The organism is Gillisia mitskevichiae (assembly GCF_003634585.1).
Lineage (GTDB): Bacteria > Bacteroidota > Bacteroidia > Flavobacteriales > Flavobacteriaceae > Gillisia > Gillisia mitskevichiae.
In genome coordinates, this window is the sequence record NZ_RBLG01000002.1 from 115,669 (window position 1) to 139,303 (window position 23,635).

The window sequence follows — 23,635 nt, forward strand, 5'->3', positions numbered from 1 at the left end:
CATTCAGCAAAAATTCAAGATTAAGCCTATAAATAGACAAATCTGGATCTGTAGGACATTTTCTTACGCATTGTCAAATTCCTGCATGAATTATAAAAGCTTATCGTTTTTTGAAATTTCTAAGAATCTATAGGCATCTAAAATTTTGTAACTTTTGGTTCTAATTAAATGCAATGAGAAATACTTACATCACCAGTTTAAATTTGCCTTCAACAGATTATGCTCTTTTGTTTTTAAGAATTGCTATTTCAGTATTAATGTTATCGCATGGAATACCGAAACTAATTATGCTATTTTGGTCTCAAGAGATTTCTTTTTTAGATCCCCTTGGTATTGGGGAAACTACAAGTCTTACATTAGCAGTGTTTGCAGAAGTAATATGCTCTGCATTAATAGCAGTAGGTCTAGCTACAAGGGTCGCATCATTAATTCTACTATTTACAATGGCTGTTGCTTTTTTTATAGTTCATGTAAGTGATCCTTTCCAAAACAAAGAATTAGCATTAGTTTATTTACTGGTTTATTCCTTTATATGTATAACAGGGGCAGGTAAACATTCTTTAGACCATTACTTTCTAAAAAAATAAATGAGACACATCTAATTAATAAAACAGTAAACATGAAGAATATAGGCTTACTAATTACTTTGAAAGCTAAAGAAGGGAAAGAAATGGAAGTATCTAATTTTATTAAAGAAGCAGTTAACTTGGCAAGAAGGGAAGAGAAAACTATTACTTGGTATTCCTACAGGATAGATGAAACTACTTTTGGTATTTTTGATTCCTTCGAAAGAGAATCGGGCAGAGATGCTCATTTAAATGGTGAAATAGTTTCGGAGCTTATGGAAAAGGCTTCAAATTTACTGAGTGAGCCACCGAGTATTAAAAAGATAGAAATTCTTTCTGCAGTATAATTTTAAGTGATTAAAAATTTAAAAGGCCTAACACGATTACGTGTTAGGCCTTTTAATATAAATGTTTCTAAATTTATTCAGAATCCATCATTGCAAAAAACTTATCAAGATTTGGAATAATAACTATTCTAGTTCTTCTGTTTTTCGCCATATTCTCTTTGTTAGAGTTCTCTACTAAAGGAGCATAACTACTTCTTCCTGCAGCAATTAATTTTGCAGGGTCAACATTATACTTGTCTTGTAAAGCTCTTACTATAGAAGTAGATCTTCTAACACTTAAATCCCAGTTATCTTGAATATGAGACCCAGGAACCATAGTTTGAGAATCTGTATGACCTTCCACCATAACTTCCATGCTTGGTTCGGAATTAATTACTTCAGCTAATTTCTTCATTAATCCATCTGCTTTGCTATTTAATCTATAGCTACCACTTCTAAAAAGTAATTTATCGGATACATTGATCATCACTACAGTCTTATCTACTGTTATTTGTACATCATCACTTTCAGAATCTTCGGTGATAGATTGTTTCAAATTGTAAGAAACTGCAAGGTTAATTGAATCTTCCAAGCTTGTCGCTTTACTTAATTCGCTTTGATCTACTTTTGCCAAAGTAGCTCTCATTTTTTGTTTTGTGTTATTGGACATCACGGTTAAATCGTTCATCTCCATTTTCTCATCATTAGATTCCTTTAAAGAATTGATCTTTGAATTGTAATCTGCTACACGAGCTTCAATTGCATCTAATTTAGATTGCGCTTCTTCCTTTTCCATGGCAGTTCGCTGCAAATTGCTTTGAGTGTTAGATAATTCAGTTTCAAGCTCTACATATTTTTTCTTAGATACACATGAACTGAACATTGCTAATGACAATACGGATACTAATACTGTTTTTTTCATATTTTGGTTTTAATTAATAGGTCACTAATTAGTTGATGATATTATTCTTATTTTTTACTAAGACCTATTCCTCTTATTGCGATAACAATGCCAGTACACCTTCTATTAAATTAATCTAATAGTGGAATTACTTGGAAAAACGAAAAATAAATCGATTTAATTAGTTAGTCTTCAGTAATATAAGATGATATCCTGAAGCTTATCACCATCTTAAAAGAGTTTTACTACTGTAAATCTTAAAGTATTAGTCATGTTAAATCTGTGGAAATTTTTAAATTAAGTGGGAATAATTGCCACAGATTTATAGGACTAGTAGAGTTGATATAGATAGACTGCTATACAACTTCTATTTTTTGTAACAGTCTTAACCCAATTTCCTTAATATATTCCTCCATACATACAGGGTTAAAAATTGAAATGCAATACTGGAAAATATATGACTACTAATTAAATAAGGCATATTTCTTTAACAAAATTTTATAAATGGCCTTTAAAATTAAAGTCTTCAATCCTTCATTATACTTTCTTTATCAACTAAATTTGAAGCTATATTATTAAGAGTATTGGAAAAAGAAGAAAAGAAAAAGAAAAGTAAAAATAAATTTTTAAGGATAGTAGGCTGGATATTCCTGAGCCTGTTAATCCTTTTAATTGGAATTTTACTTTTTATCCGAAGCCCTTGGGGTCAAGGGATAATTGTAAATAAACTTGTCTCTTATATTTCTGATAAAACAAACACGAAAGTAAATTTAGATAAAGCCTTCGTAACTTTTTCTGGCGATATTCAAATCGAAGGTCTTTATATGGAAGACCAGAATGGGGATACCTTAATATATTCAAAAAAATTAGAAGCCTATATTCCTCTTATGCCCTTGATTAAAGGGAGTGGAGTAGTTATTAATTCTCTAGACTGGGAAGGGCTCAAAGCCAATATATCTAGAAAAGATTCTATTAAAGGCTTTAATTACGAGTTTTTAGTAAATGCATTTGTTACCACAGACAGCACAGTTGCGGACACTATAACCACTTCTGAACCTTTAAATTTGAAATTAGGGGATTTTAAATTTAAAGATTTCAAAATTTCATTTGAAGATAAAGTTGGTGGAATTGAAGCCGATTTGCAATTAGAACAACTTCAATTGGAGATGGAAGAGACCGATATGGAGAATATGAAATTTAATATTTCTAAGGCAAGATTGGCAAATTCTTCTGTGGTTTATATTCAGAATAAACCTTTTCCCATTTCTGATGATGATCCTGCAGCTACTTTACCTTTTATCATCATAAAGGAATTGGAGATAGAAAATGTTTCTGCTTATTATAGTTCATCTCCAGATGGCTTAGCTACGAAATTAGATATAGGACTTATAAAGACCAAAATTCCGAAAATAGATCTTGCTAATAATGATATTTTAATTGATGAAATATCATTAAATAATAGCATTATTGTTTTGGAGGTAACTTCTACAACAGATAAAAAATTAGAGGAAGCGCCGAAAGATTTAGAAATTGCTTTGGAAGAATTTGTTTGGCCAAATTGGTATGTGCAAGTAAACAGAGTCTCTTTTAAAGAAGATCAATTCACCTATTTAGTAAATGGAGCTTCAGTTAATACTGATATATATGATCCAAATGCGATCTCAATTACAGAACTTAATTTTGAAGCGAGCGACATTTATTTGAAAAATGAAACTGCTAGTGCATCAATTAAAGAATTCACATTTCAAGAAAGTTCAGGTTTAAATTTAAAAGAACTTCAGGGAGATTTAAATGTGACCAATACGAATTTAAGCTTAGATGGACTTCAGCTAAAATTAAATGATAATGTAATTGATGGAAATGCACTACTTTCCTATAGTAGTATCACCCAGCTTATTAACTCTCCAGAGCAAATAGATCTAAAGGCAGAGGTGTCTAATTTTGCAGCAGATATGAAAGATCTCTTTATATATCTACCAGAATTAAAGAAGAATGAATATATAAGAGCTTTAAGCGCTAAGAATCTATCGGGTAAATTTAAACTGGAAGGTTCTGGAACTTCTTTGAACCTTACTAATACAGCAATTAATTGGGGAAATTCCACTTCATTATACGCAAATGGAACGCTTAACAACCCCTTAGATATAGATAAATTAAGTTACGATTTCAGGAACGTAAATTTTATATCTTCTAGAAACGATCTTAAGAGATTCGTAAAGGAAGAAGATCTCGGAATTGAAATACCTAAACTTGTCAATTTAAAAGGTAGTTTTTCTGGAGATCTCACTTCATTAAAAACAAATTCCTATTTACAAACGTCCAATGGGGATTTAAAAATGATTGGCGATTTCAAATTTGATGAAGAGATCGCTTTTAATGCTCAGTTAGAAACAGTTAAACTTGATCTTGGCAGATTGTTGAAGATGGAGAATCTTGGCAGCTTAGATCTAAAAATTACTACCAACGGAAAAGGGAAAGATTTAAACCATTTAAATGCCAATTTGGATGCCAACATTACCAATCTTTCTTTGAATAATTATAGCATAAAGGATCTTAATATAAATGGTGAGTTTTTAGATGGGGAAGGTCCATTAACCGCATTATATAAAGATGAAAATTTAGATATTGCTCTTAATGCATACGTGAATTTAGATACCATAGCAAGTCAAATTGATATGGATATAGCTGTAAAAGGTGCTAATTTAAATGCATTAGGTTTTACTGAAAAACAAATTACAAGCGCTCTTAAAATAAATGCCACATTTAAAGGAGATTTAGAAAGTTATAATGTAAATGCAGCTGTTACCGATGGATTAGCTATCTATGATAATCAATCTTACTTACTTGGAGATCTAGGGCTTTCGGCATTTGTCTTACCAGATTCCACATCTTTGGATATCACAAATAAGATGTTGGATCTCACATTGCGATCTAATGCGAATCCTGCAGATCTTACTTCTTCATTGCAAACACATTTTACCAGTTATCTACATCCTGAAAAGATAAGGGATACAGCAGTGAATCCAGTTTCAGTGATTGTTAGAGGTAAATTTATAGATGCCCCAATTTTAAGTGATGTTTTTGTAACAAGGTTAACAGATTTGGATACTATTAATATTAAAATGGATTTTAGCGAAAAGGAACGAACTCTGGTAGGTTCAGTTAATATTCCGTATATCGATTTCTGGGGAACAGAGATAGATAGTCTCTCATTTAATGTAAATTCTGATGCTTCAGATCTTAAATTCGATTTCGGACTGAATTCACTTACAGCAGGACCGCTTGCAATTAAAAAGACACTTTTGGATGGGAGAATCAACAACCGCAAATTATATATGGACTTTAGCTCTTTTGATGATAAGAAGCAAATAGTGCATGTGAAAACAGAAATTTCCGAATCTAATGATATTCTTTATTTACATGTAGTTCCAGAAGATATAATCCTTAACAATCAGGCTTGGACACTTCCTGCCAATAATCAAATCTCTTTTGGAAATAATAGAATTCAGTTTCAAGATTTTACTTTTTCCAATAAAAATCAGTTAGTGAATTTCTATTCAGATAAATCGGGAATAGCTAAAGAACATATTGGAGTGAATTTTAAAAACTTCACTTTACAAACTTTTCTAAGCTATTTGAATCCTGATAAATATTTGGCCAAAGGAATATTGAGTGGGGATCTTTTAGTAGAAGAACCTTTCCTTGAAACCGGAATTTTAGCCGATCTCGAAATATTAGATTTTGAAATACTTGAAGCTCCTTTAGGAAGATTGACTCTTGAGGCTAAGTCTATAGGTAACAATAGCTACGATTTTAATCTTGCAATTAAAGATGGAAACGTAGATCTAGATCTAACCGGTGATTATATAGCAGATCAAGTTGCGGCTAAACTCAATTTAGATCTAGATCTAAATAAGTTCAATATGCTGGCTTTAGATGGGTTTTCTGGCGGAGAGCTCACAAATGGAAAAGGATTTATCTCGGGAAATATGAAAGTAAGTGGCACCACCTTAGAACCAAAATATAATGGAGAATTCAAATTTAATGATGCTGGATTTGAAGTTGCTATGTTAAATGCAGCTTTTCTACTTGAGGATGAAATTCTTAAAATCGATAATGAGGGGATCTATTTTAATGATTTCATGATCCAAGATGAGAATAGTAATTCTTTTGTAATGGACGGCTCCATATTAACAGAAACCTATTTAAATCCTAGCTTCGACCTTAATTTTGTGGCAGATAATTTTAAGGTATTAAATTCTACTAAAGAGGACAATGATCTTTTTTATGGAGTTGCAAGTTTTGATGCTAAAGCCAAATTAACCGGAGATCTTTTATTACCAAAACTAGATCTAGATCTAAAAGTAGGGCCAGATACTAATATCACTTATATAGTACCAGAAGCAGCATTGGATATCGTAGAGCGAGACGGTATTGTGATCTTCGTTAATAGGGAAGATCCAGATGATATTTTAACTAAAACCAAGGAGGAATCTGTAGTGATCTCGGGGTACGAGGTAAATGCGAATATTTCGATAACCGATAGCGCTGTTTTTAATATGATCGTTGATCAGGAAACTGGGGATAATCTAGCAGCTTCTGGAGAAGGTGATCTAATTTTTAGCATTTTACCAAATGGGAGAACTACATTGTCTGGTAGAATAGATGTTAGTTCTGGGCATTACGAAATGAGCCTTTATAATCTTGTGAAAAGAAGGTTTGAAATCGTAGATGGAAGTACCATAACTTGGACAGGAGATCCTTACGATGCAAATTTAAATGCCAGTGCAGTTTATAAAGTAGAGACATCTGCCAGTAGCTTAATGGCCGCGCAGCTTTCCGGAGCAGATCAGAGAGACCAAGGAAGATTTAGACAAGAACTAGATTTCTTAGTGTACCTAAATGTAGATGGAGAGTTAATGCAACCAGTACTAAGCTTTAATTTGGATATGCCTGAAGATGAGCAAGGAGCTATAGGGGGTGAAGTTTATGGAAGAGTACAACAATTAAATAAACAGGAAGGGGAGTTAAACAAACAAGTATTCTCTTTGTTAGTATTGAACAAATTCTTCCCAGAATCTGGAACTGATGGAAGTGGAGGAGGGGCAGCAACAATGGCTAGAGATAATCTTAACCAGGCATTATCAGATCAGTTAAATTTATTATCCAGTAAATTATTAGGTGAATCTGGATTAGAGCTGGATTTTGGATTGGATAGCTTTACAGATTACCAGGGAGCAAACCCTGAAGATAGAACGCAATTGGAAGTTGCTGCACAAAAGAAATTACTAGATGATAGATTAATCGTTAGGGTGGGAAGTAATGTAGATATTCAGGGTAGTGATCAATCTTCAGAAGCTAACCCGGTTATTGGGAATGTGAGTTTAGAATACCTACTTACAGAGAATGGAAGATTTAGATTGAAAGGTTTTAGAATGAATAGATATGATAATGTGATTGATGGACAACTTATAGTAAGTGGTATTGCACTTATATTCACACAGGAATTCAATAAGTTCAAGGAATTATTCGAAAAAGCGATTATAGACGAAGCTAATAAAGATGAAGAGAAATAATATATATAAATGTTTTTCGGCAAAGAAAATATTTCGAATGTTTTCTGTAATTGTTCTTATGCTAACTGTTTTAAATAGTTGTAGTGTTGAAAAATACATCCCTGAAGATAAATTGTTATATGCTGGGTCTGAAATTGCTTTTACAGAAAAGATAGATACTATTAAAGATATTGATGCCGTTAGAGCAGAGTTGGAGAGCGTTCTAAAACCGGTTAAAAACAAAGAATTCTTGGGAATGCGTCCTGGACTATTTTTTTATTACAAAGCACAAAAAGAAAATCCAGGTTTCATTAACAAATTCTTGAATAAAAAACTTGGGGAAGAACCTGTATATTCTACTAGAATAGATCAAGCACAAACTGAAGCCTTATTATTAAACCGATTAGAGAATAGAGGTTTCTTTTTTAGTGAAGTTACTTCAAGGGTAGAAGAAGACAGCATTCAAAAAGAAGCTAGTGTAGATTATACCATTCGATTAGCCCAACCATATCTTTTAGAACATTATAAAATAGACTCCGATAGTTCTTTGGTATATAATGATATTGAGGCAGGACTTTCTAAAACTGTAATAAAAAAAGGGATGCGTTATGACCTTTTTAAATTAAAGAGAGAAAGAGAACGAATAGATCGAGATCTAAAACAAAAGGGTTATTATAATTTTAGTCCCGGTTTGTTGATCTTCGAAGCAGATACCAATCAATATTCAAACAAAAGATTTGATGCTTTTCTAAGATTAAAAATAGATGTACCAAAAAGAAGCATTGTACCTTATAAAATCACAAAAGTGAACATCTATCCTAATTATGTGATCGGTAACGATTCTATTCCACAGGATACTACTCGTTATGCAGAAAAAAACTTTATTCAAGATATAGAATATTTTAAACCTAATAGATTAGACCCTTTTATTCTATTAGAAGAAGGGCAGTATTTTAATCCGTCGCTTTCTAGTGCTACTAGTAGACGTTTATCTAATATTGGGGCTTATAAGTTTGTGAATATTAGATATGATGAAATAGATTCTCTTTCTACAGATAGTTTAGGAATCTTAGAAGCCAATATTTTCTTATCTCCACTAAATAAAAGAGCTGTTAGAGCTGAATTACAGGCTGTAACAAAATCTAATAATTTTGCAGGACCAAATCTGGCCCTTACTTATGTAAACAGAAATCTTTTTAAAGGTGGAGAAATTTTAAACCTTACTGGAAAATTTGGATATGAATTTCAGTTATCCAAAGGAAGTCAATCTGGTTTTAATAGTTTGGAGTTTGGGATAGGAGCAGATCTTATATATCCTAGACTTCTTTTTCCAATTTCTATAAGTAAAGACTTCTTTAAGTATGCAATTCCCAAAACCAAAATTAGCATTGGTGCAGATTACTTAACAAGAACTAATCTATTTAGCCTTATGTCATTTTATGGAAGCTTCGGTTACTATTGGAATGCTAACAAATATATTACGCACGAATTTAATCCAATCGCTGTTAATTACGTTAAACTAGCAAATACAACACAGGCATTCGATGATATTTTAATCGCAAATCCCTTTCTAAGAACTAGTTTTGATCAGCAATTTATTGCAGGACTAACGTATACTTTTACTTATAATGGAATGGTGGATGTTTCCAAAACACATCAATTCTTTAGCAGCTTGAATGTAGATATTGCAGGAAACACTTTAGATCTAGTAAGTTCTAAAACAGATGATGGCTCACCTAAGAAGTTTGCAGGATTAGAATTTGCTCAATATGCAAAAGCAGATGTAGATCTTAGATACCATTATAACTTTGGAAAAGAACAAAAAATAGCTACCAGATTATTTGCCGGATTAGGAATGCCATATGGAAATTCAGAATTTATGCCCTATACAAGGCAGTATTTCTCTGGAGGTCCTTATAGTGTTCGAGCCTTTAAAACGCGATCTCTTGGTCCAGGAACTTATGTGCCAGAAGAATCGGAAGATAATCTTTCCTATTTTGATCAAACAGGAAATGTGAGATTAGAAGCCAATGTTGAATACAGATTCCCGATTTACTCTTTTTTTAAAGGCGGTCTTTTTGTAGATGCAGGAAATGTTTGGAACACGAATGATTCTTTAGAAGGAGGAAAGTTTAGTAGTGATTTTATTAATGAACTTGGACTGGGTGTGGGAGCTGGATTAAGAATAGATATCCAAAGCTTCGTAATTAGATTTGATCTTGCAGCTGCAGTTAAAAGGCCAACAGATGGCAAGAAGTTTAATTTCGATTATCAGAATCCCGTGCTTAATTTTGCTATTGGGTATCCTTTTTAATGCTGAAGTTTAATTCCGTAGGCTAGATCTCCAGCATCGCCAAGACCTGGTACAATATATCCTTTATCATTTAACTCTTTATCCACGGTAGCGATCCATAATTTAGTGCTTTCAGGAAAATGTTCAGCGATATGTGCAACTCCTTGCTCAGATCCTATAACCGATGCTAAGTGGATTTCTCTTGGTGTGCCCATAGATTTTAATGCATTAAATACATTAACAAAAGATCTTCCAGTAGCTAACATTGGATCGGCTAAGATCAATACTTTATTTTCTAAAGAAGGAGAGGCCAGATATTCTACTTTTATTTCAAATTCGGTTTCAGAAATATGATGCCTATAAGCTGATATAAAGGTGTTTTCAGCTCCATCAAAATAATTAAGCAAACCTTGATGTAATGGTAAACCTGCTCTCAATATGGAACAGATAACAACATCTTCTTTTGGAATATTACAGGTAGCAGTTCCTAATGGGGTTTTAACATCAATATTATTATAAGAAAGGGTTTTACTCAATTCATATCCAAGCACTTCTCCAATTCTCTCAATATTTCTTCGGAATCTCATTCTGTCTGCTTGAACAGAAACATCTCTTAACTCTGAAATAAATTTGTTTAGTATAGATTGGTGTTCGCCTAGATTAATAACTTGCATGGAAAGAATTTTGGATAAATTTAAGTAGAATATTTAGTAAGCTATTCATTCATTTAAAGAAAATACACAATTTTCTATTTCATGGTGCTATTTTTGATATTATAGAGATTCTTATAATTCCTTATTTTTGTTGTATGAAAATATATATTGTTTTCCTTATTGTTGTTATTAGTTCTAGTTTAGGATTTTCTCAGGAAGCACCTATTAAATCTACACCTATAGAACGAGCAGGAACTTCTTTTCCTCCACCAACAGAAAGTTCTTCAATTCCAGCAAGAAAATCTACCAATCCTTTCTTTAAAACCAAAGAAAGAACATCTAATTTACCTTCAGAAGAAAAAGAAACATTCAGCATGAAAACTGGTAATGATCTTTTAACGGCAGGAGATTTTATAGAAAAAAAGTGGACAGAAGATAAGCGAATTAGTGAAGAATATAGAAAGGACCAGTACTTAGGAGATTTTAAAACCAAAGGAAGTTATGTAGAGGTTTTATGTAGAGATTACCAATTTGTAGATGGAGATAAAGTGCGGGTTTATGTGAATGGAAAAATGATAGAATCTGTAATAGAATTACAAGCAAATTACACACCTATTCTTGTTAAGTTGGATAGTGGCTTTAATACTATAGAAATCGAAGCACTTAATCAAGGTAGTTCTGGCCCAAATACTGCAGCCTTCAAGATATACGGAGATCAGGGGGAATTAATAACTACGAACGAATGGAATTTACTTACTGGCGCTAAGGCTAGTGTTATCGTAGTAAAGCAATAGTTATTTTTAAGAAAATAGAATTTAAAATAGAAAAGCCATCAAATAATTTTTTGATGGCTTTTTAAATAATATCCTTTATAATTTAATCGTCTGCAATATCTTCCATTCGTTTTACGCTGGAAATTGTATTTTTAATTTCATGTAATTGACTTGTAAGCATTGCTTTTACATTTGGAGAAAAATGACCTTTACTTAATTTCTCTTCATATTCTTTAGCACTCGCTTTTTCTCCTCTAATACATTCTTCTAGAACCGATTCGTCATCATTTCCAGAAAGAGCAGTCTTAATATCTATCCAAGCACGATGTAAACTTCCTGTTGCACTTCCTTCTTTTATTTTTGGATGGGCATTAAGCTCATGAAGTTCTTTTTCTATTTCATTTTTGAATCTACTTCTAATTACGGCTTGTTTTTTAAAGAAATTTTTTAAACTAGGATTTTCAGCATCTTCTAAAGCTTTTTTAAATCCTTTTTCAGCATCATAATTTTTTTCTAAAAGTTCATTTAGATTATTTACAATTTCATTATGACTCTCTTCTTTAGCTTCTTCTCTAGTGGTTTTCATATTTTTAATTTTGTTAATTACATATTATTATATAAATATACATTGATAATTGATGATAAAAACTAACCAAAATCATATTTTGCAATGGTTTAACACAATTTGTTAAGAAGTTAAAAATAAGTGGAATGGGTATAGCGGCTTATTCAATTTATACCGAAATTAGTAACCCATTCTGAAATTTGATTACTTTGATAATATGCTTTAATTTCAATTAACTATGAAAAAAGTTCTTATTTGTATAGATTATAATCCAACTTCCGAGGTAGTTGCTAATTCTGGATATCAACTTTCAAAAGCCTTAAATGCAGAGGTTTGTTTATTACATGTTATTGCAGATATTCAATACTATGGAGTTCAGTATCCAACATTTATGGGATATGATGGTTTTGATGCGGAAATTGATTTAAATATAAATAAAGAAATGCATAGAGTCGCAGAGAATTTCTTGGAGACGGTAAAAACACATTTAGGCGCAAATCAAGTAATTACAAAAGTAGTTGAAGGGAATACTGCAGATGTTATTTTGGAATATGCAGAACAATGGAAAGCAGATACGATCGTACTTGGAACACATAGTCATAACATCTTAGAGAAGATCTTTATTGGAGATGTGGCATCTAAAGTTTTAAAGAATACCAAGGTTCCAGTTTATATGATCCCAACTAAAAAATAAGTTTTACATCATGATATTTTGAACACTTATTATAAGTAAAATGGATGAAGTAAAATTATATATAGAATATATTGCCAAAGGATTGGAAGCTGTAGGGGTAGTTATTATTGCTTGTGGCGCATTAATTGCGATATCACGTTTTGTTATTTCTCAGCTAAAATTTAAGAATCATCTATATACAAGATTAAGACGTGAGCTTGGGAAAGCCATTTTATTAGGGTTAGAGGTATTGGTAGCTGCAGATATTATAGCAACTGTGGTTACAGAACCAACTCTAAGGAGAGTATTTACCCTTGGAGTGATCGTACTAATAAGAACATTTTTAAGCATTTCACTACAAGTAGAAATTGAAGGAAAATTTCCTTGGCAATCAAAAAAAATGGTAACAAAATCGTCTACAGATTAATTTATCCTTTCTAAAAGAATACCTTTTTCTATTTTTCCCTCTACAAATTACTAAAAACCACTTTCAAATTAAATAAATTTACTACCTTTAAATATCTGAATATCAGTTAAATCCCTCCATTCATCCCTTTAGAATATATCCCAAACAACTAGAATAAATAGCAATGAGAATACCTCAATACTATTAATAAATATTCACTTTAATTATTAAATAGTTTAGTTATGGAGTTAACGGGAACAGTAGATATATCCATGAAGGATGTATTAACTAATGAGATCAAAGGCCAAGTTATTTTTCCTGATGATAAAGTTTATGAGGAGACACGAAAGGTCTACAATGCAATGATCAATAAACATCCGGGAATGATCATTAAATGTATTGATGCTGCCGATGTAATTACTGCGGTAAATTTTGCGAGAGAAAATAAATTATTAATTGCAATTAGAGGCGGTGGACATAATGGTGGAGGATTGGGATTATGTGATGGTGGAATGGTTATAGATCTTTCTGAAATCAAATTCGTACGTGTTAATGCTGAAGATGATACGGTAAGAATTGGTGCTGGTAATTTATGGAGTGAGGTAGATCATGCTACCCATGCATTTGGACTAGCCGTTCCATCGGGAATGATCTCTAGTACTGGTGTTGCAGGTTTAACCTTAGGGGGTGGAATTGGTTATTTGGCTAGAAAATATGGTCTAACTATAGATAGTCTTTTAGAAGTAGATATGGTAATGGCAGATGGAGCTTACCTCACTGTAAATAACCATCAATATCCAGACCTATTTTGGGCAATTCGCGGCGGTGGTGGGAATTTTGGAATAGTTACCTCTTTTAAATTTCAAGGACATCCAGTGAAAACAGTTTATGGAGGACCCATGCTGTGGCCTATAGAACAGGCAGAGGAAGTTATGAAATGGTACGATACATTTATTGAAACGGCGGAAGAAGATCTTAATGGATTTATAGCAACTATGATAATTCCGGGGCCTCCTTTTCCAGACTTTCTTCATAATAAACAGTTCTGCGGAATTGTTTGGTGCTATCTCGGTGATCCTAAAAATACTGAAGAAGTATTTAAATCAGCAAGAGAACTGAAGCCTATTTTTGAGCATTTGGGGGAAATGCCCTATCCAGCAATCCAAAGCATGTTTGATGAATTGATGCCACCTGGATTGCAATGGTATTGGCGAGCAGATTTCTTTAATGAACTCGGACCAGAATTGAGAAAACAACACAAAAAATTTGGTTCTCAAATTCCAACGCCTTTATCTCAAATGCATTTGTACCCTATAAACGGAGCTGCTAGTAGAAAAAAGAATTCAGAAACTGCTTGGGCATATAGAGATGCAAAATATGCAGGAGTTATAGTAGGAGTAGACCCAGACCCAGCTAATGCTGTTAAAATAACGAAATGGTGCAAGGACTATTGGGAAGCATTACATCCTTATTCTGCAGGGGGAGCATATTCCAATTTTTTAATGAATGAAGGAGAAGAACGAATTAAAGCTAGTTATAAAGGGAATTATGATCGCTTAGTAGAAGTTAAAAGAAAGTATGATCCTAAAAATTTGTTTAGAGTAAATCAAAATATTAAACCTTAATAATTATAAATATGAAAAGAGATATAAGTTCATTTCAAAATGTTGGATTAAGTTTAATAATGTTTGCTGTTTTTCCATTCGTATTAGTAGCACAAGAGAATAATAATATGACTTTTGAAAAATCTCTTATAAGGGATGCAAATAGTTCGGAAATTACTTGGGGACCATGTCCAGAATTTATGCCAGATGGATGTGAAATTGCCGTTTTACACGGAGATCCGTCTAAACAAAATGTGGATATACTTTTTAAATTACCAGCAAATACAGATATTCCTAACCATTGGCACAATTCTCCAGAGCGAATGATCTTATTATCTGGAGAACTTGAGGTAACATACAAGGGTGAAGAAACTCAAACTTTAAAACAAGGTTATTATGCTTATGGTCCTGCCAAAAAACCACATACTGGAAAATGCGGAAACTCTGGACCTTGTGTCCTATTTATTGGTTTTGAAAACCCTTTAGATGCCATACCAGTGAACAAATAAGCACATTAGATAAAGATGGAAACCTGATTTGTAAAAATTTTTATTTAATATGGCAGATGTTAAATGCATAATGTTTTTTGCTATATTTATTGTACTTTTACACAACGGTAATCGTATAAATACCCTTCAAGTAATTTAATTACACTCATTAAGGATTATTTTATCTTTTTTGAGATCTTTTTGCTTTCAAATCGAGTGTTTTTACGAGTCTCCAGACTGTTCATATAGAACAGCTTTTTAATAATTTAATAGTTTAGATAAGAATGGCAAGACCACAAGAAAGTTTTGGTAAAAAAGAAAAGGAAAAAAAGCGCTTAAAAAAGCGTGAGGAAAAAATGAAGAAGAAAGAAGAGCGTAAATCAAATCCTAAAAGTGGAGACTTGGAAGATATGTTGGTTTATGTTGATGAGAACGGGCAATTAACAGATACTCCACCAGATCCAAATAAAAAGAAGGAAAAAGTAGATGCAGAAAGTATTGTTATTGGTGTTCCAAAAAAAGAATATATAGAAGAGGATCCTTTCCATAAAGGTAAAGTTGAATTCTTCAACGATTCTAAAGGTTTTGGATTTATTAATGATCTAGATTCTCAAGAAAAATATTTCGTTCACATTAGCGAATTGGTAGATGAAGTAAAAGAAGGTGATAATGTGATCTTCGAAATTGAACGTGGAATGAAAGGAATGAACGCTGTTAGAGTTAAAAAGGGATAATTAAACCCTTACTTTAAACTCGTTTAAATACTATTTTATAATTTAGTTCTTACTGAAATTATAATTTGGTTGATTTACGTTTTGCATCTTCCAAGATGGTATATAGCTAAATTTGTCATTTAAGATAAAATGTATGTAACTTTAGATGATATTAATGTATAATTACATTCATCTAAGTTGTTTGATCTATAAATGGAAATAAAAGTTTTGGAACCATCTGAGGTTACATCTGAATACTCTTCAAAAAAGTTCGAATTAGAACTTAATGAATATAAAAATGTACTAGATACTATTACTGATTCTGAAAAATTGAAAAGAGCAATTCTTTTAGATTTTTCAGAATTAGCTAACTTCTATATTTCACTTTCAGATTTAGAATTTCAAAAGCTATCCACTCCAGATGAAAATTCTAAAGAAAGCTATTTATTACATTATGCCCTAGCAAAACCTTTTAAGGATCTCATGCTATTGCATCGAGATGTTTTTCTTCAACTTCAAATTGCATCACATAAGGCACAGGAAAATGTAGTAAATACAGGTTCTATTGTAACACATTTTGAAGAATCTAAATCCATACTTGATCAAGCTCTAAACTCATTTCAGAAAAATATAGAACAAGAGCATAGAACTATCTCTAGATTTGAAAAGAGTGGAAAGGATATTTCCAAAAAAACAAAGCATCATCAAAACCCTTGGTATATCTACAAGGTGCAATTTGTAGATATTCTGGAACATATTGAACTAATTAGTAATTCAGGTCTGGACTTTCAAAAGGTGATCGATATTTTTAGTTCGATTAAAACTTATACAATTAGTTCTTATGAAAGCAGTTTAGAAGAGGCAAAAAATTCAGAGAAAACCATTGAAACAGTCTCAATTTCATTGGAAAAAATGAGTGATAATGATGAGATTTCCTCAATTATTTCAGAGATAGATCTTGCAGTAAAAAAAATAGAAACTTCTGGCAGAAAACTTGAAGGCTTCTCAGATCTTGCTGAAGACAAGGTGAAATCCTTAGAAACTTTAAATTTCCCAGCAGCTATAAACGAAGGGCTTTTACTTATTAAAAAGATAGATTTTAATAGATCTGTAAAAAAATGGTTAGATTATGAGTTGTTGCCTTATTTGATCGATCTGTGGGAAAACCAGAATAACTTGGCTTCCTATTTTAAACACAGCCTTCTTAATTTAAAAAGTAGCCTGAAATTATTAAAAAATAATTCGTCCTTGGCCCCGGTTGATCCTCAAATAGCAACATTAAAGGAGATCCGAAATACCATTAGATTAAACATAAATAAGCAGCAACAAATTATTGCTGAAATTGAGAACAAATTAGAAAAGCAACTTCTGGCAACTAATATTTATGGTTCAGAAGAATTTTTGGAAGTTTCATTTCAATCTTCACTAAATCTATATACCGCAGGTAGCAGCGGACTACTTAAAGGGCTATTGCAGAAAATTAAAACAGCATTTAGATCCTTAAATTCTTCCTACGAAAAAACCATTTCTACTTCTCCAGATAATTTAACTGAGAAAGCTATTAATTGTATCAATTTTAGAATGGTAAAAGAGGAAAATGCTCATTATGATACTTTATTTCTAAATAAAAACTTTATTGGAGATCTATTTCTTGTTCCTAGAATAGATGAGGAAAAGAAACTTGATACGTGTTTCAAGGATTGGCAGAATGGCTTTAATAAATCTGTTCTTATCACCGGTAATAATTTAAGTGGAAAATCTACCTTCATGGAGGATTTTGCTAAAAAACATTTTGGCAAGGAAACTATAGTTTTAGCACCAGATAGTACTATTACTATAGAAGGTAGAAAGTTTAAAACAAACAAAAATTTAAAAGAAGCTCTACAGGAAGTTAAAAAGAACATTTATAATACTAAACCAGTTTTATTAGTAGACGATCTTGAATATTGGAGATCAGAGGATATTAGTTTTTTAGATAATGTGAGAGCCTTGGTTAATTTTGTGCTTTCAGAATCTGACAGGATCTTCGTGTTGGTTTCTATTTCTAAAGCAATGCAACGACATCTAGATAAGAGACTCCCGTTTTCTAATGCATTTACCACACGTATAGATCTAAATAAAACCAATTCAGAAGAAATATTTAAGGCTGTTTTAATTCGGCATGGTGCTTCTCATAAAAAATTGGTGAATAAGGATAGTAATGTAATGTCTCCTAAACAAATTGAAAATAAGGTTCAAGAATTAAGCAGTGATTTTAAAAATAATATTGGTGAGGTGCTCCAAGCTTGGGCATATAGCACTAAAATGATAGATAATAATCTTGTAATTTTTGAAGAAGCTGAATGTAGCTTTCAAGATTTTTTTAGTTCAGAAGAACTCATCATATTAAAATATGTGTACCTCTACAAATATGTTAATGAGGTGCTTCTAAAGAGCTTCTTAGGTAAGGGCTATAACATCAATTTCGATTCAGGAATAAAAAGACTGGTAAATACTAAGGTTTTATGCCGAAACTCTAATGGAAATCTTATTTTAAACCGAGTAATAACTTCAGATGTATTTGAGATTCTGAGATATAGAGGAACTATAAATTAAATGGAAACTATTACTACATTTTACTCGTGGAAAGGACTGTTTTATCTTTTTATAGGACTACTGGCATTATATGGAATTATAAAAATAGTGATCCGGCTTATTGAAAATTCAGCTAAGAAAAATTTAACCAATAAGCAGTTTATATTTTGGTTAAGAAATAGCTTATTCTTCTACGTTCCAGTTGCCGTTATAGTATTTGTGCTTGGTTTTATTTCTATTAATTACATTACGCATTCTATCCTTATACTGATAATTGGGATATTTGGCTTTCCTTATATTAAAAATTACTTAAGTGGCATATTATTTAAATCGAACCCTATTGTAAGTAAAGGAGCACTTATTAAATCCAAAGATTTAGAGGGAGAAATAAAACAATTAATGGTTTTAGGAATGATTGTTAATACAGAATATGGGGAGCAATATGTGAATTATAAGAATATAGAAGAATTTGGTTTTACTATAAACTCTAATAAAAGCAGTGCTTTAAGACAAACCCTTTATCTCAAAACTATTCTTACACAAGATGCTGTTTTAGATATTCTTTTTGATAATCCTATTCTAAATTTCGAAGAAAAGCCAAGTCTTAAAAATGGGGTGGAACCTGAAGACCTCATTTTAAAATATACTTTAGAGTCTGGAGCAACTACCCAAGATCTTATTTCTTTTTTAAATTCAAAAGAGATAGAAACAAAATTAACCCGTAAAGTGAATTAATATATGGAAATTTTATCCTCTTATAATTTAATAATTGGAGTGTCGGTAATTATCATACTGTCCTTTCTATTTAACGGGTTATCCAAAAAAACCAATATCCCTGCCGTTCTAATGTTAATAATACTGGGAGTAGGCCTACAGTATTTATTAGATTATTGGGATGCTGGGAATGTTAACTTTTTCCCCGTTTTAGAGGTCCTAGGAATAGTTGGATTAATAATGATCGTACTGGAAGCCGCACTAGAGCTGGAATTGAAACGAGAAAAGCTGGTCCCCATTTTAAAAGCTATGGGAATTGCGTTAATAGGGTTGTTAGCTTCAGCATGGGTTGCTGCCCTTATCTTATATAATTTTATACCAGAAATGACCATGCAATCTGCCTGGTTATATGCCACTCCATTATCTATACTTTCCAGCGCAATAATTATTCCTAGTGTACTAGGATTGTCAGGAGCAAAAAGAGAATTTCATATTTATGAAAGTACCTTTTCTGATATTATGGGAATTATGATGTTCTATTTTCTAACAGGTAAATTAAATCCTGCGGAAGATGGTGGCCTGGTAGGTTTTAGTGGGAATTTAATTTTAACTATCGTAATTTCCTTAGTTGCCAGTTATGGGATTATTTTAATTTTTCAACGTATAAAGAGTCAAGTTAAATTATTCCTTCTCATTGGAGTATTACTCTTATTATATGCCTTAGGAAAAAAGATGCATTTATCATCTCTCATCATAATCTTAATCTTTGGGTTGGTAATTGCCAATATGAAATTATTCTTTAAAGGAAGACTTTCTAAATATCTTCATTTTGAAAAAGCACATCATATTTATCATGAGTTACATACTATCACTGCAGAAACGGCCTTCGTAGTAAGAACTTTCTTTTTTGTGATCTTCGGTTTAACAATTACTATCGCTTCTCTTTGGAATGTAGATGTGGCACTTATAAGTTTAATGATCATTGGATCTATCTACGGAATTAGATTCATACTACTAAGGATTTTTATAGGTGCAGATATCCTTCCGCAGTTATTTATTGCACCACGGGGATTAATTACAGTACTCTTATTTTATGCAATTCCAGTGGAGGCTCAAATAGAAAGTTTTGAACCCGGGATCTTGTTATTTGTAATTATCGGAACCAGTTTAATTATGACCTTTGCAATGATTTACGATAAGCGTCGATCTTCTAAAGCATTAAAAGAAGCAAATAGTATTAAAGTTGGTACTACCAAATGGAAAGCTCCTGTTTTGGATGAAGCTTCTAGGTAAATTAACCTTGCGTTGTGATAGAAATCCCTTGTAATTAGTCACATTTGGCAGATCTAAAAAATTTAGATAGTTACAACATCAAAATTCAACAGAGAAATGAATACTATATATAAAGCAGAGATATTAAACTTTGAAGCTATTCTGGAATTACCTAATTATTGGGATAAGCAGAAATATAAGGATTTGCTAGGAGTGATGGAATATGGAGATATTTCTGAAATAACTGATGCCGACCTAAAAGATATGTGTTACATGTCTATTGCAGATAATGAACCTGAAGAAGCGGCAAAACTAATTCTAGGATATGTTTTTAATGATCGTTTAAATTCTGGACAAATAGATAATCTTTCCAATGAAATGAGGGAAGAAAAAATGTGGGAAGAATATGCTGAAATAGGCTTTCATGAAGACTTTTTTAATACGGGACAAATCCTTTACGATGCCTTCAACGGAAAGTTTCCACATCCTGAGGCTGTAAAATTTGAAGTGAAAATAACTTCTAATAAATTGGATGATCTACTTATTGATAATCAAATTTCAGAAGCTGCTCTAATTAGATTGTTGGCTCAAGGAATGCCAGAACATACATTAATAAATAGATTATTTACTGAACAATTAAGCTCTGGCTCATTCGTAGAAGCAGAGAATATTATTTGGCAAATGAATACAGAAATACAAGAAGACAATACTGCTTTAGTTACTGTAATATCTTCTAAATACTTCTTTCAAGATCTAAAATATGTAGATGCTTTTGAAGGAAAAACACATAATGATGAAGAAGTAGAGGAAGAAATTTAAATATTAAATTGCATTTCAAAAATGTATGTTTAGATAATGAGCGAGAATAGCGTACATACTAATATTCTAAATCACCTTAAAAAGGTAATATCACTTTCCGAAAGTGAGGAACAGGAATTCAGTAGCATCTTGGAAGAGATTAAGATCTCTAAAAAGAGTTTATTAATAGAACCCGGGGATCTTGTAAATTCAGAATATTATGTTGTTTCTGGATGCCTAAAAGCTTATTATTTAGACGAAACTGGAGATAAGCATATTATTCAGTTTGCATTAGAAGATTGGTGGATCTCAGATTTTGAAGCTTTTTTCAATAAAGTGCCTGCCAAATTATATGTAGAAACCATTGAAGATTCAGTGCTATTAGCCATTAATCGGGAAGCCTTAGAAACATTATATACTCGCATTCCGCAATTCGAAAGATTTTTTAGAATTAAAACCACAAATGCTTTTGTTTCTCTACGTACAAGAATATTATCTAGCCTTCAAAAAAGTGGTAAAGAGCGGTATTTAGAATTTTGCGAATCTTATCCCAAGATAGAGCAAAGAGTTCCAAATTATCACATAGCTAATTATTTAGGTCTCAAACCTGAAAGCTTAAGTAGAATAAGGAAAGAAGTGCTTTAGCTTAACTTTTTTTAACACTTCGTCCTAACTTACATCAAGTAATTTCCGCAGATTTTCTGATAACTTTGTTTTCATTAATCAAGTAAAATATATATTATGAAAAATATACTTTTTGTATTAACCAGCAATGATGAAATGGGTAATACCGGTAATAAGACTGGATTTTGGGTAGAAGAATTTGCGGCACCTTACTATAAATTAACAGATGCAGGTTATAATGTAACATTAGCTTCTCCAAAAGGTGGTCAACCTCCTATAGATCCAAATAGTGATACAGAAGATGCAGCTACAGAAGACACTAAGCGTTTTGATAAGGATAAAGAAACTCAGGAGGTTTTAGCAAATACTAAGAAATTAGAAGATGTAGATCAAGAAGATTTTGATGCTGTTTTCTATCCAGGAGGACATGGTCTTTTATGGGATCTTGTAGAAAGCAAAACATCTAAGAATTTAATAGAATCTTTTATAGCTAACAATAAACCAGTTTCTTTTGTTTGTCATGCTCCTGCAATTTTAAAAAATATACAGGATACAGACGGAAATGTTTTAATAAAAGGTAAAAACGTTACTGGATTTACAAATGGAGAGGAAAAGGCTGTACAATTAACAGATGTTGTGCCATTTCTAATTGAAGATATGATGAAAGAAAAAGGAGCAAACTATAGCAAAATAGGAGATTGGCAACCTTATGCATTAGAAGACGGACTTTTAATTACTGGTCAAAATCCAGCATCATCTTCTAAAGTAGCAGATCTTTTAATGAAAAAACTAAAATAAGCATGAGTACTAAACAAGCCTTATTACAGACCTATAAAATGGGGGATCTTCAACTTCCAAATAGGGTAGTGATGGCACCATTAACTAGGAGTAGAGCAAGCAATCCTGAAAATAAACCTACAGAAGATTTGCATCTTCAATATTATAAAGAACGTGCAAGTGCAGGTCTTATAATTACAGAAGGTTCTCAAGTTTCAAAACAAGCTGTAGGATACATAAATACCGCCGGAATTCATTCTAAAGAGCAAGTAGAAGCTTGGAAAAAAGTAACCAAAGCAGTACATGAAGCTAATGGGAGAATATTCATTCAGTTATGGCATGTAGGAAGAATGTCTCATCCAGATTTCCATGATGGAGCCTTACCCGTATCTGCTTCTGCTGTAAATCCAAATGCACAAGCCTTTACTCCAGAAGGATTTAAAGACACGGTTACTCCTAGAGAAATGACTATTGAAGATATAAAAACCACTGTGCAAGACTTTAAAAATGCAGCAAAAAATGCTGTAGAAGCAGGTTTTGATGGTGTAGAAATACATTCTTCTAATGGTTACTTATTTCATCAGTTCTTCACAAATTGTTCAAACCAAAGGACAGATGAATATGGCGGAAATATAGAAAATAAAGCAAGGTTATTTTTTGAAGTTTTGGATGCTGTAAAAGAAGTGATCCCTTCCAATAAAATAGGGGTGAGATTAAATCCTTCTATGCACAAACTTTTTGGAATTACATTAGATCAGGAAACCATACCTACTTTCGATTATATAGTTGAAAAATTGAATGATTACGATCTTGCATATCTACATTTATCTGAACCTTTTACAGATGTTTCTGAAGTTCCTTTTGCAGAACCAAATATCGCAAAACATTACAGACCTATTTATAATGGAACCTTAATGATTAACGGTGGTTTTGACCAAGAAAAGGGAAATAAAGTTATTGAAGAAGGTAATGCTGATCTTGTAGCATTTGGAAAATTATTTATTTCTAATCCAGATCTTGTAGAAAGGTTTGAACAAGGTGTTCCAATGGATAATTGGGATTCTGACACTTTTTATAGTGGAGGGCCAGAAGGTTATATAGATTATAAAGTTAAAACAAAAAGAGAGCCTGTGTTACAGTAGATTCACTTAAATAGTTCACAAAAAGCCTTTTAGATTAAACTCTAAAAGGCTTTTTTTTGTCTTTATATCAACAATGGATTTCAGATTATTTTTTTGACTTTGAGTTTTTGTAATTAACATATAATATTATATTTATGGCCTCAAATTATATGGTATTCATTGGTTTTGATAAATTCTCTTGAGTATTATTAAATTTTTAAAACTCCGAGTCTAAATCT

General features: G+C 32.0%; 20 protein-coding genes. 17 read left to right on the plus strand and 3 right to left on the minus strand.

Annotated elements, in window-relative coordinates; all coding sequences use genetic code 11:
• The first annotated feature begins 173 nt into the window (after positions 1–173).
• Positions 174–587 (plus strand): DoxX family protein, encoded by a 414-nt coding sequence (locus BC962_RS06215; RefSeq protein WP_121345054.1) that lies wholly within the window; start codon positions 174–176, stop codon positions 585–587.
• A gap of 32 nt (positions 588–619) precedes the next feature.
• Positions 620–913, plus strand: coding sequence for a putative quinol monooxygenase (locus BC962_RS06220; RefSeq protein ID WP_121345055.1), 294 nt, complete (start codon positions 620–622; stop codon positions 911–913).
• 73 nt (positions 914–986) lie between these two features.
• On the opposite strand, the gene BC962_RS06225 is transcribed toward BC962_RS06220, so the two are convergent.
• Positions 987–1,814 (minus strand): OmpA/MotB family protein, encoded by an 828-nt coding sequence (locus BC962_RS06225; protein WP_121345056.1) that lies wholly within the window; start codon positions 1,812–1,814, stop codon positions 987–989.
• A 563-nt stretch (positions 1,815–2,377) separates the two neighbouring features.
• On the opposite strand from BC962_RS06225, the gene BC962_RS06230 reads away from it, so the two are divergent.
• Complete coding sequence (locus BC962_RS06230) at positions 2,378–7,369, plus strand: translocation/assembly module TamB (RefSeq protein WP_245984088.1); 4,992 nt, start codon at positions 2,378–2,380, stop codon at positions 7,367–7,369.
• A 37-nt stretch (positions 7,370–7,406) separates the two neighbouring features.
• Positions 7,407–9,662 (plus strand): translocation and assembly module lipoprotein TamL, encoded by a 2,256-nt coding sequence (gene tamL, locus BC962_RS06235; protein WP_245984089.1) that lies wholly within the window; start codon positions 7,407–7,409, stop codon positions 9,660–9,662.
• On the opposite strand, the gene upp is transcribed toward tamL, so the two are convergent.
• A complete protein-coding gene (gene upp / locus BC962_RS06240; protein ID WP_121345058.1) occupies positions 9,659–10,315 on the minus strand; it encodes a uracil phosphoribosyltransferase in 657 nt (218 codons plus the stop codon). The two genes, tamL and upp, sit on opposite strands and share 4 nt — an antisense overlap.
• Positions 10,316–10,449: 134 nt before the next feature.
• On the opposite strand from upp, the gene BC962_RS06245 reads away from it, so the two are divergent.
• Positions 10,450–11,088: a hypothetical protein gene (locus tag BC962_RS06245; RefSeq protein WP_121345059.1), complete on the plus strand. Its 639-nt coding sequence runs from the start codon at positions 10,450–10,452 to the stop codon at positions 11,086–11,088.
• An 82-nt stretch (positions 11,089–11,170) separates the two neighbouring features.
• Here the strand turns inward: BC962_RS06245 and BC962_RS06250 are convergent, their stop codons facing one another.
• Positions 11,171–11,653 (minus strand): ferritin-like domain-containing protein, encoded by a 483-nt coding sequence (locus BC962_RS06250; protein ID WP_121345060.1) that lies wholly within the window; start codon positions 11,651–11,653, stop codon positions 11,171–11,173.
• Positions 11,654–11,870: 217 nt separating this feature from the next.
• On the opposite strand from BC962_RS06250, the gene BC962_RS06255 reads away from it, so the two are divergent.
• From BC962_RS06255 to BC962_RS06310, 12 genes are all read left to right on the plus strand, one after another.
• Positions 11,871–12,326, plus strand: a complete 456-nt coding sequence (locus BC962_RS06255; RefSeq protein ID WP_121345061.1) for a universal stress protein — start codon at positions 11,871–11,873, stop codon at positions 12,324–12,326.
• Between the two features lie 40 nt (positions 12,327–12,366).
• Positions 12,367–12,732 (plus strand): DUF1622 domain-containing protein, encoded by a 366-nt coding sequence (locus tag BC962_RS06260; protein WP_121345062.1) that lies wholly within the window; start codon positions 12,367–12,369, stop codon positions 12,730–12,732.
• Between the two features lie 221 nt (positions 12,733–12,953).
• Entirely contained in the window at positions 12,954–14,336 is a 1,383-nt protein-coding gene (locus tag BC962_RS06265; RefSeq protein WP_121345063.1) for an FAD-binding oxidoreductase, read from the plus strand.
• A gap of 11 nt (positions 14,337–14,347) precedes the next feature.
• A complete protein-coding gene (locus BC962_RS06270) occupies positions 14,348–14,824 on the plus strand; it encodes a cupin domain-containing protein (protein ID WP_121345064.1) in 477 nt (158 codons plus the stop codon).
• 263 nt (positions 14,825–15,087) lie between these two features.
• The gene (locus BC962_RS06275) at positions 15,088–15,537 is read left to right on the plus strand and encodes a cold-shock protein (protein WP_121345065.1); all 450 of its coding nucleotides are present in this window, start codon (positions 15,088–15,090) and stop codon (positions 15,535–15,537) included.
• Between the two features lie 192 nt (positions 15,538–15,729).
• Positions 15,730–18,111 carry a P-loop NTPase family protein gene (locus BC962_RS06280; RefSeq protein ID WP_121345066.1) on the plus strand — a complete coding sequence of 794 codons (2,382 nt, stop codon included), beginning with the start codon at positions 15,730–15,732 and terminating at the stop codon, positions 18,109–18,111.
• A complete protein-coding gene (locus BC962_RS06285) occupies positions 18,112–18,825 on the plus strand; it encodes a hypothetical protein (RefSeq protein ID WP_121345067.1) in 714 nt (237 codons plus the stop codon). It abuts the gene before it with no gap.
• Between the two features lie 3 nt (positions 18,826–18,828).
• Positions 18,829–20,097 carry a cation:proton antiporter domain-containing protein gene (locus BC962_RS06290; RefSeq protein ID WP_121345068.1) on the plus strand — a complete coding sequence of 423 codons (1,269 nt, stop codon included), beginning with the start codon at positions 18,829–18,831 and terminating at the stop codon, positions 20,095–20,097.
• A gap of 96 nt (positions 20,098–20,193) precedes the next feature.
• Positions 20,194–20,895, plus strand: coding sequence for a hypothetical protein (locus tag BC962_RS06295; RefSeq protein ID WP_121345069.1), 702 nt, complete (start codon positions 20,194–20,196; stop codon positions 20,893–20,895).
• 36 nt (positions 20,896–20,931) lie between these two features.
• Entirely contained in the window at positions 20,932–21,519 is a 588-nt protein-coding gene (locus tag BC962_RS06300; RefSeq protein WP_121345070.1) for a Crp/Fnr family transcriptional regulator, read from the plus strand.
• A 96-nt stretch (positions 21,520–21,615) separates the two neighbouring features.
• The gene (locus BC962_RS06305; RefSeq protein ID WP_121345071.1) at positions 21,616–22,296 is read left to right on the plus strand and encodes a type 1 glutamine amidotransferase domain-containing protein; all 681 of its coding nucleotides are present in this window, start codon (positions 21,616–21,618) and stop codon (positions 22,294–22,296) included.
• Positions 22,297–22,298: 2 nt separating this feature from the next.
• Entirely contained in the window at positions 22,299–23,417 is a 1,119-nt protein-coding gene (locus BC962_RS06310; protein WP_121345072.1) for an alkene reductase, read from the plus strand.
• Positions 23,418–23,635 lie beyond the last annotated feature (218 nt).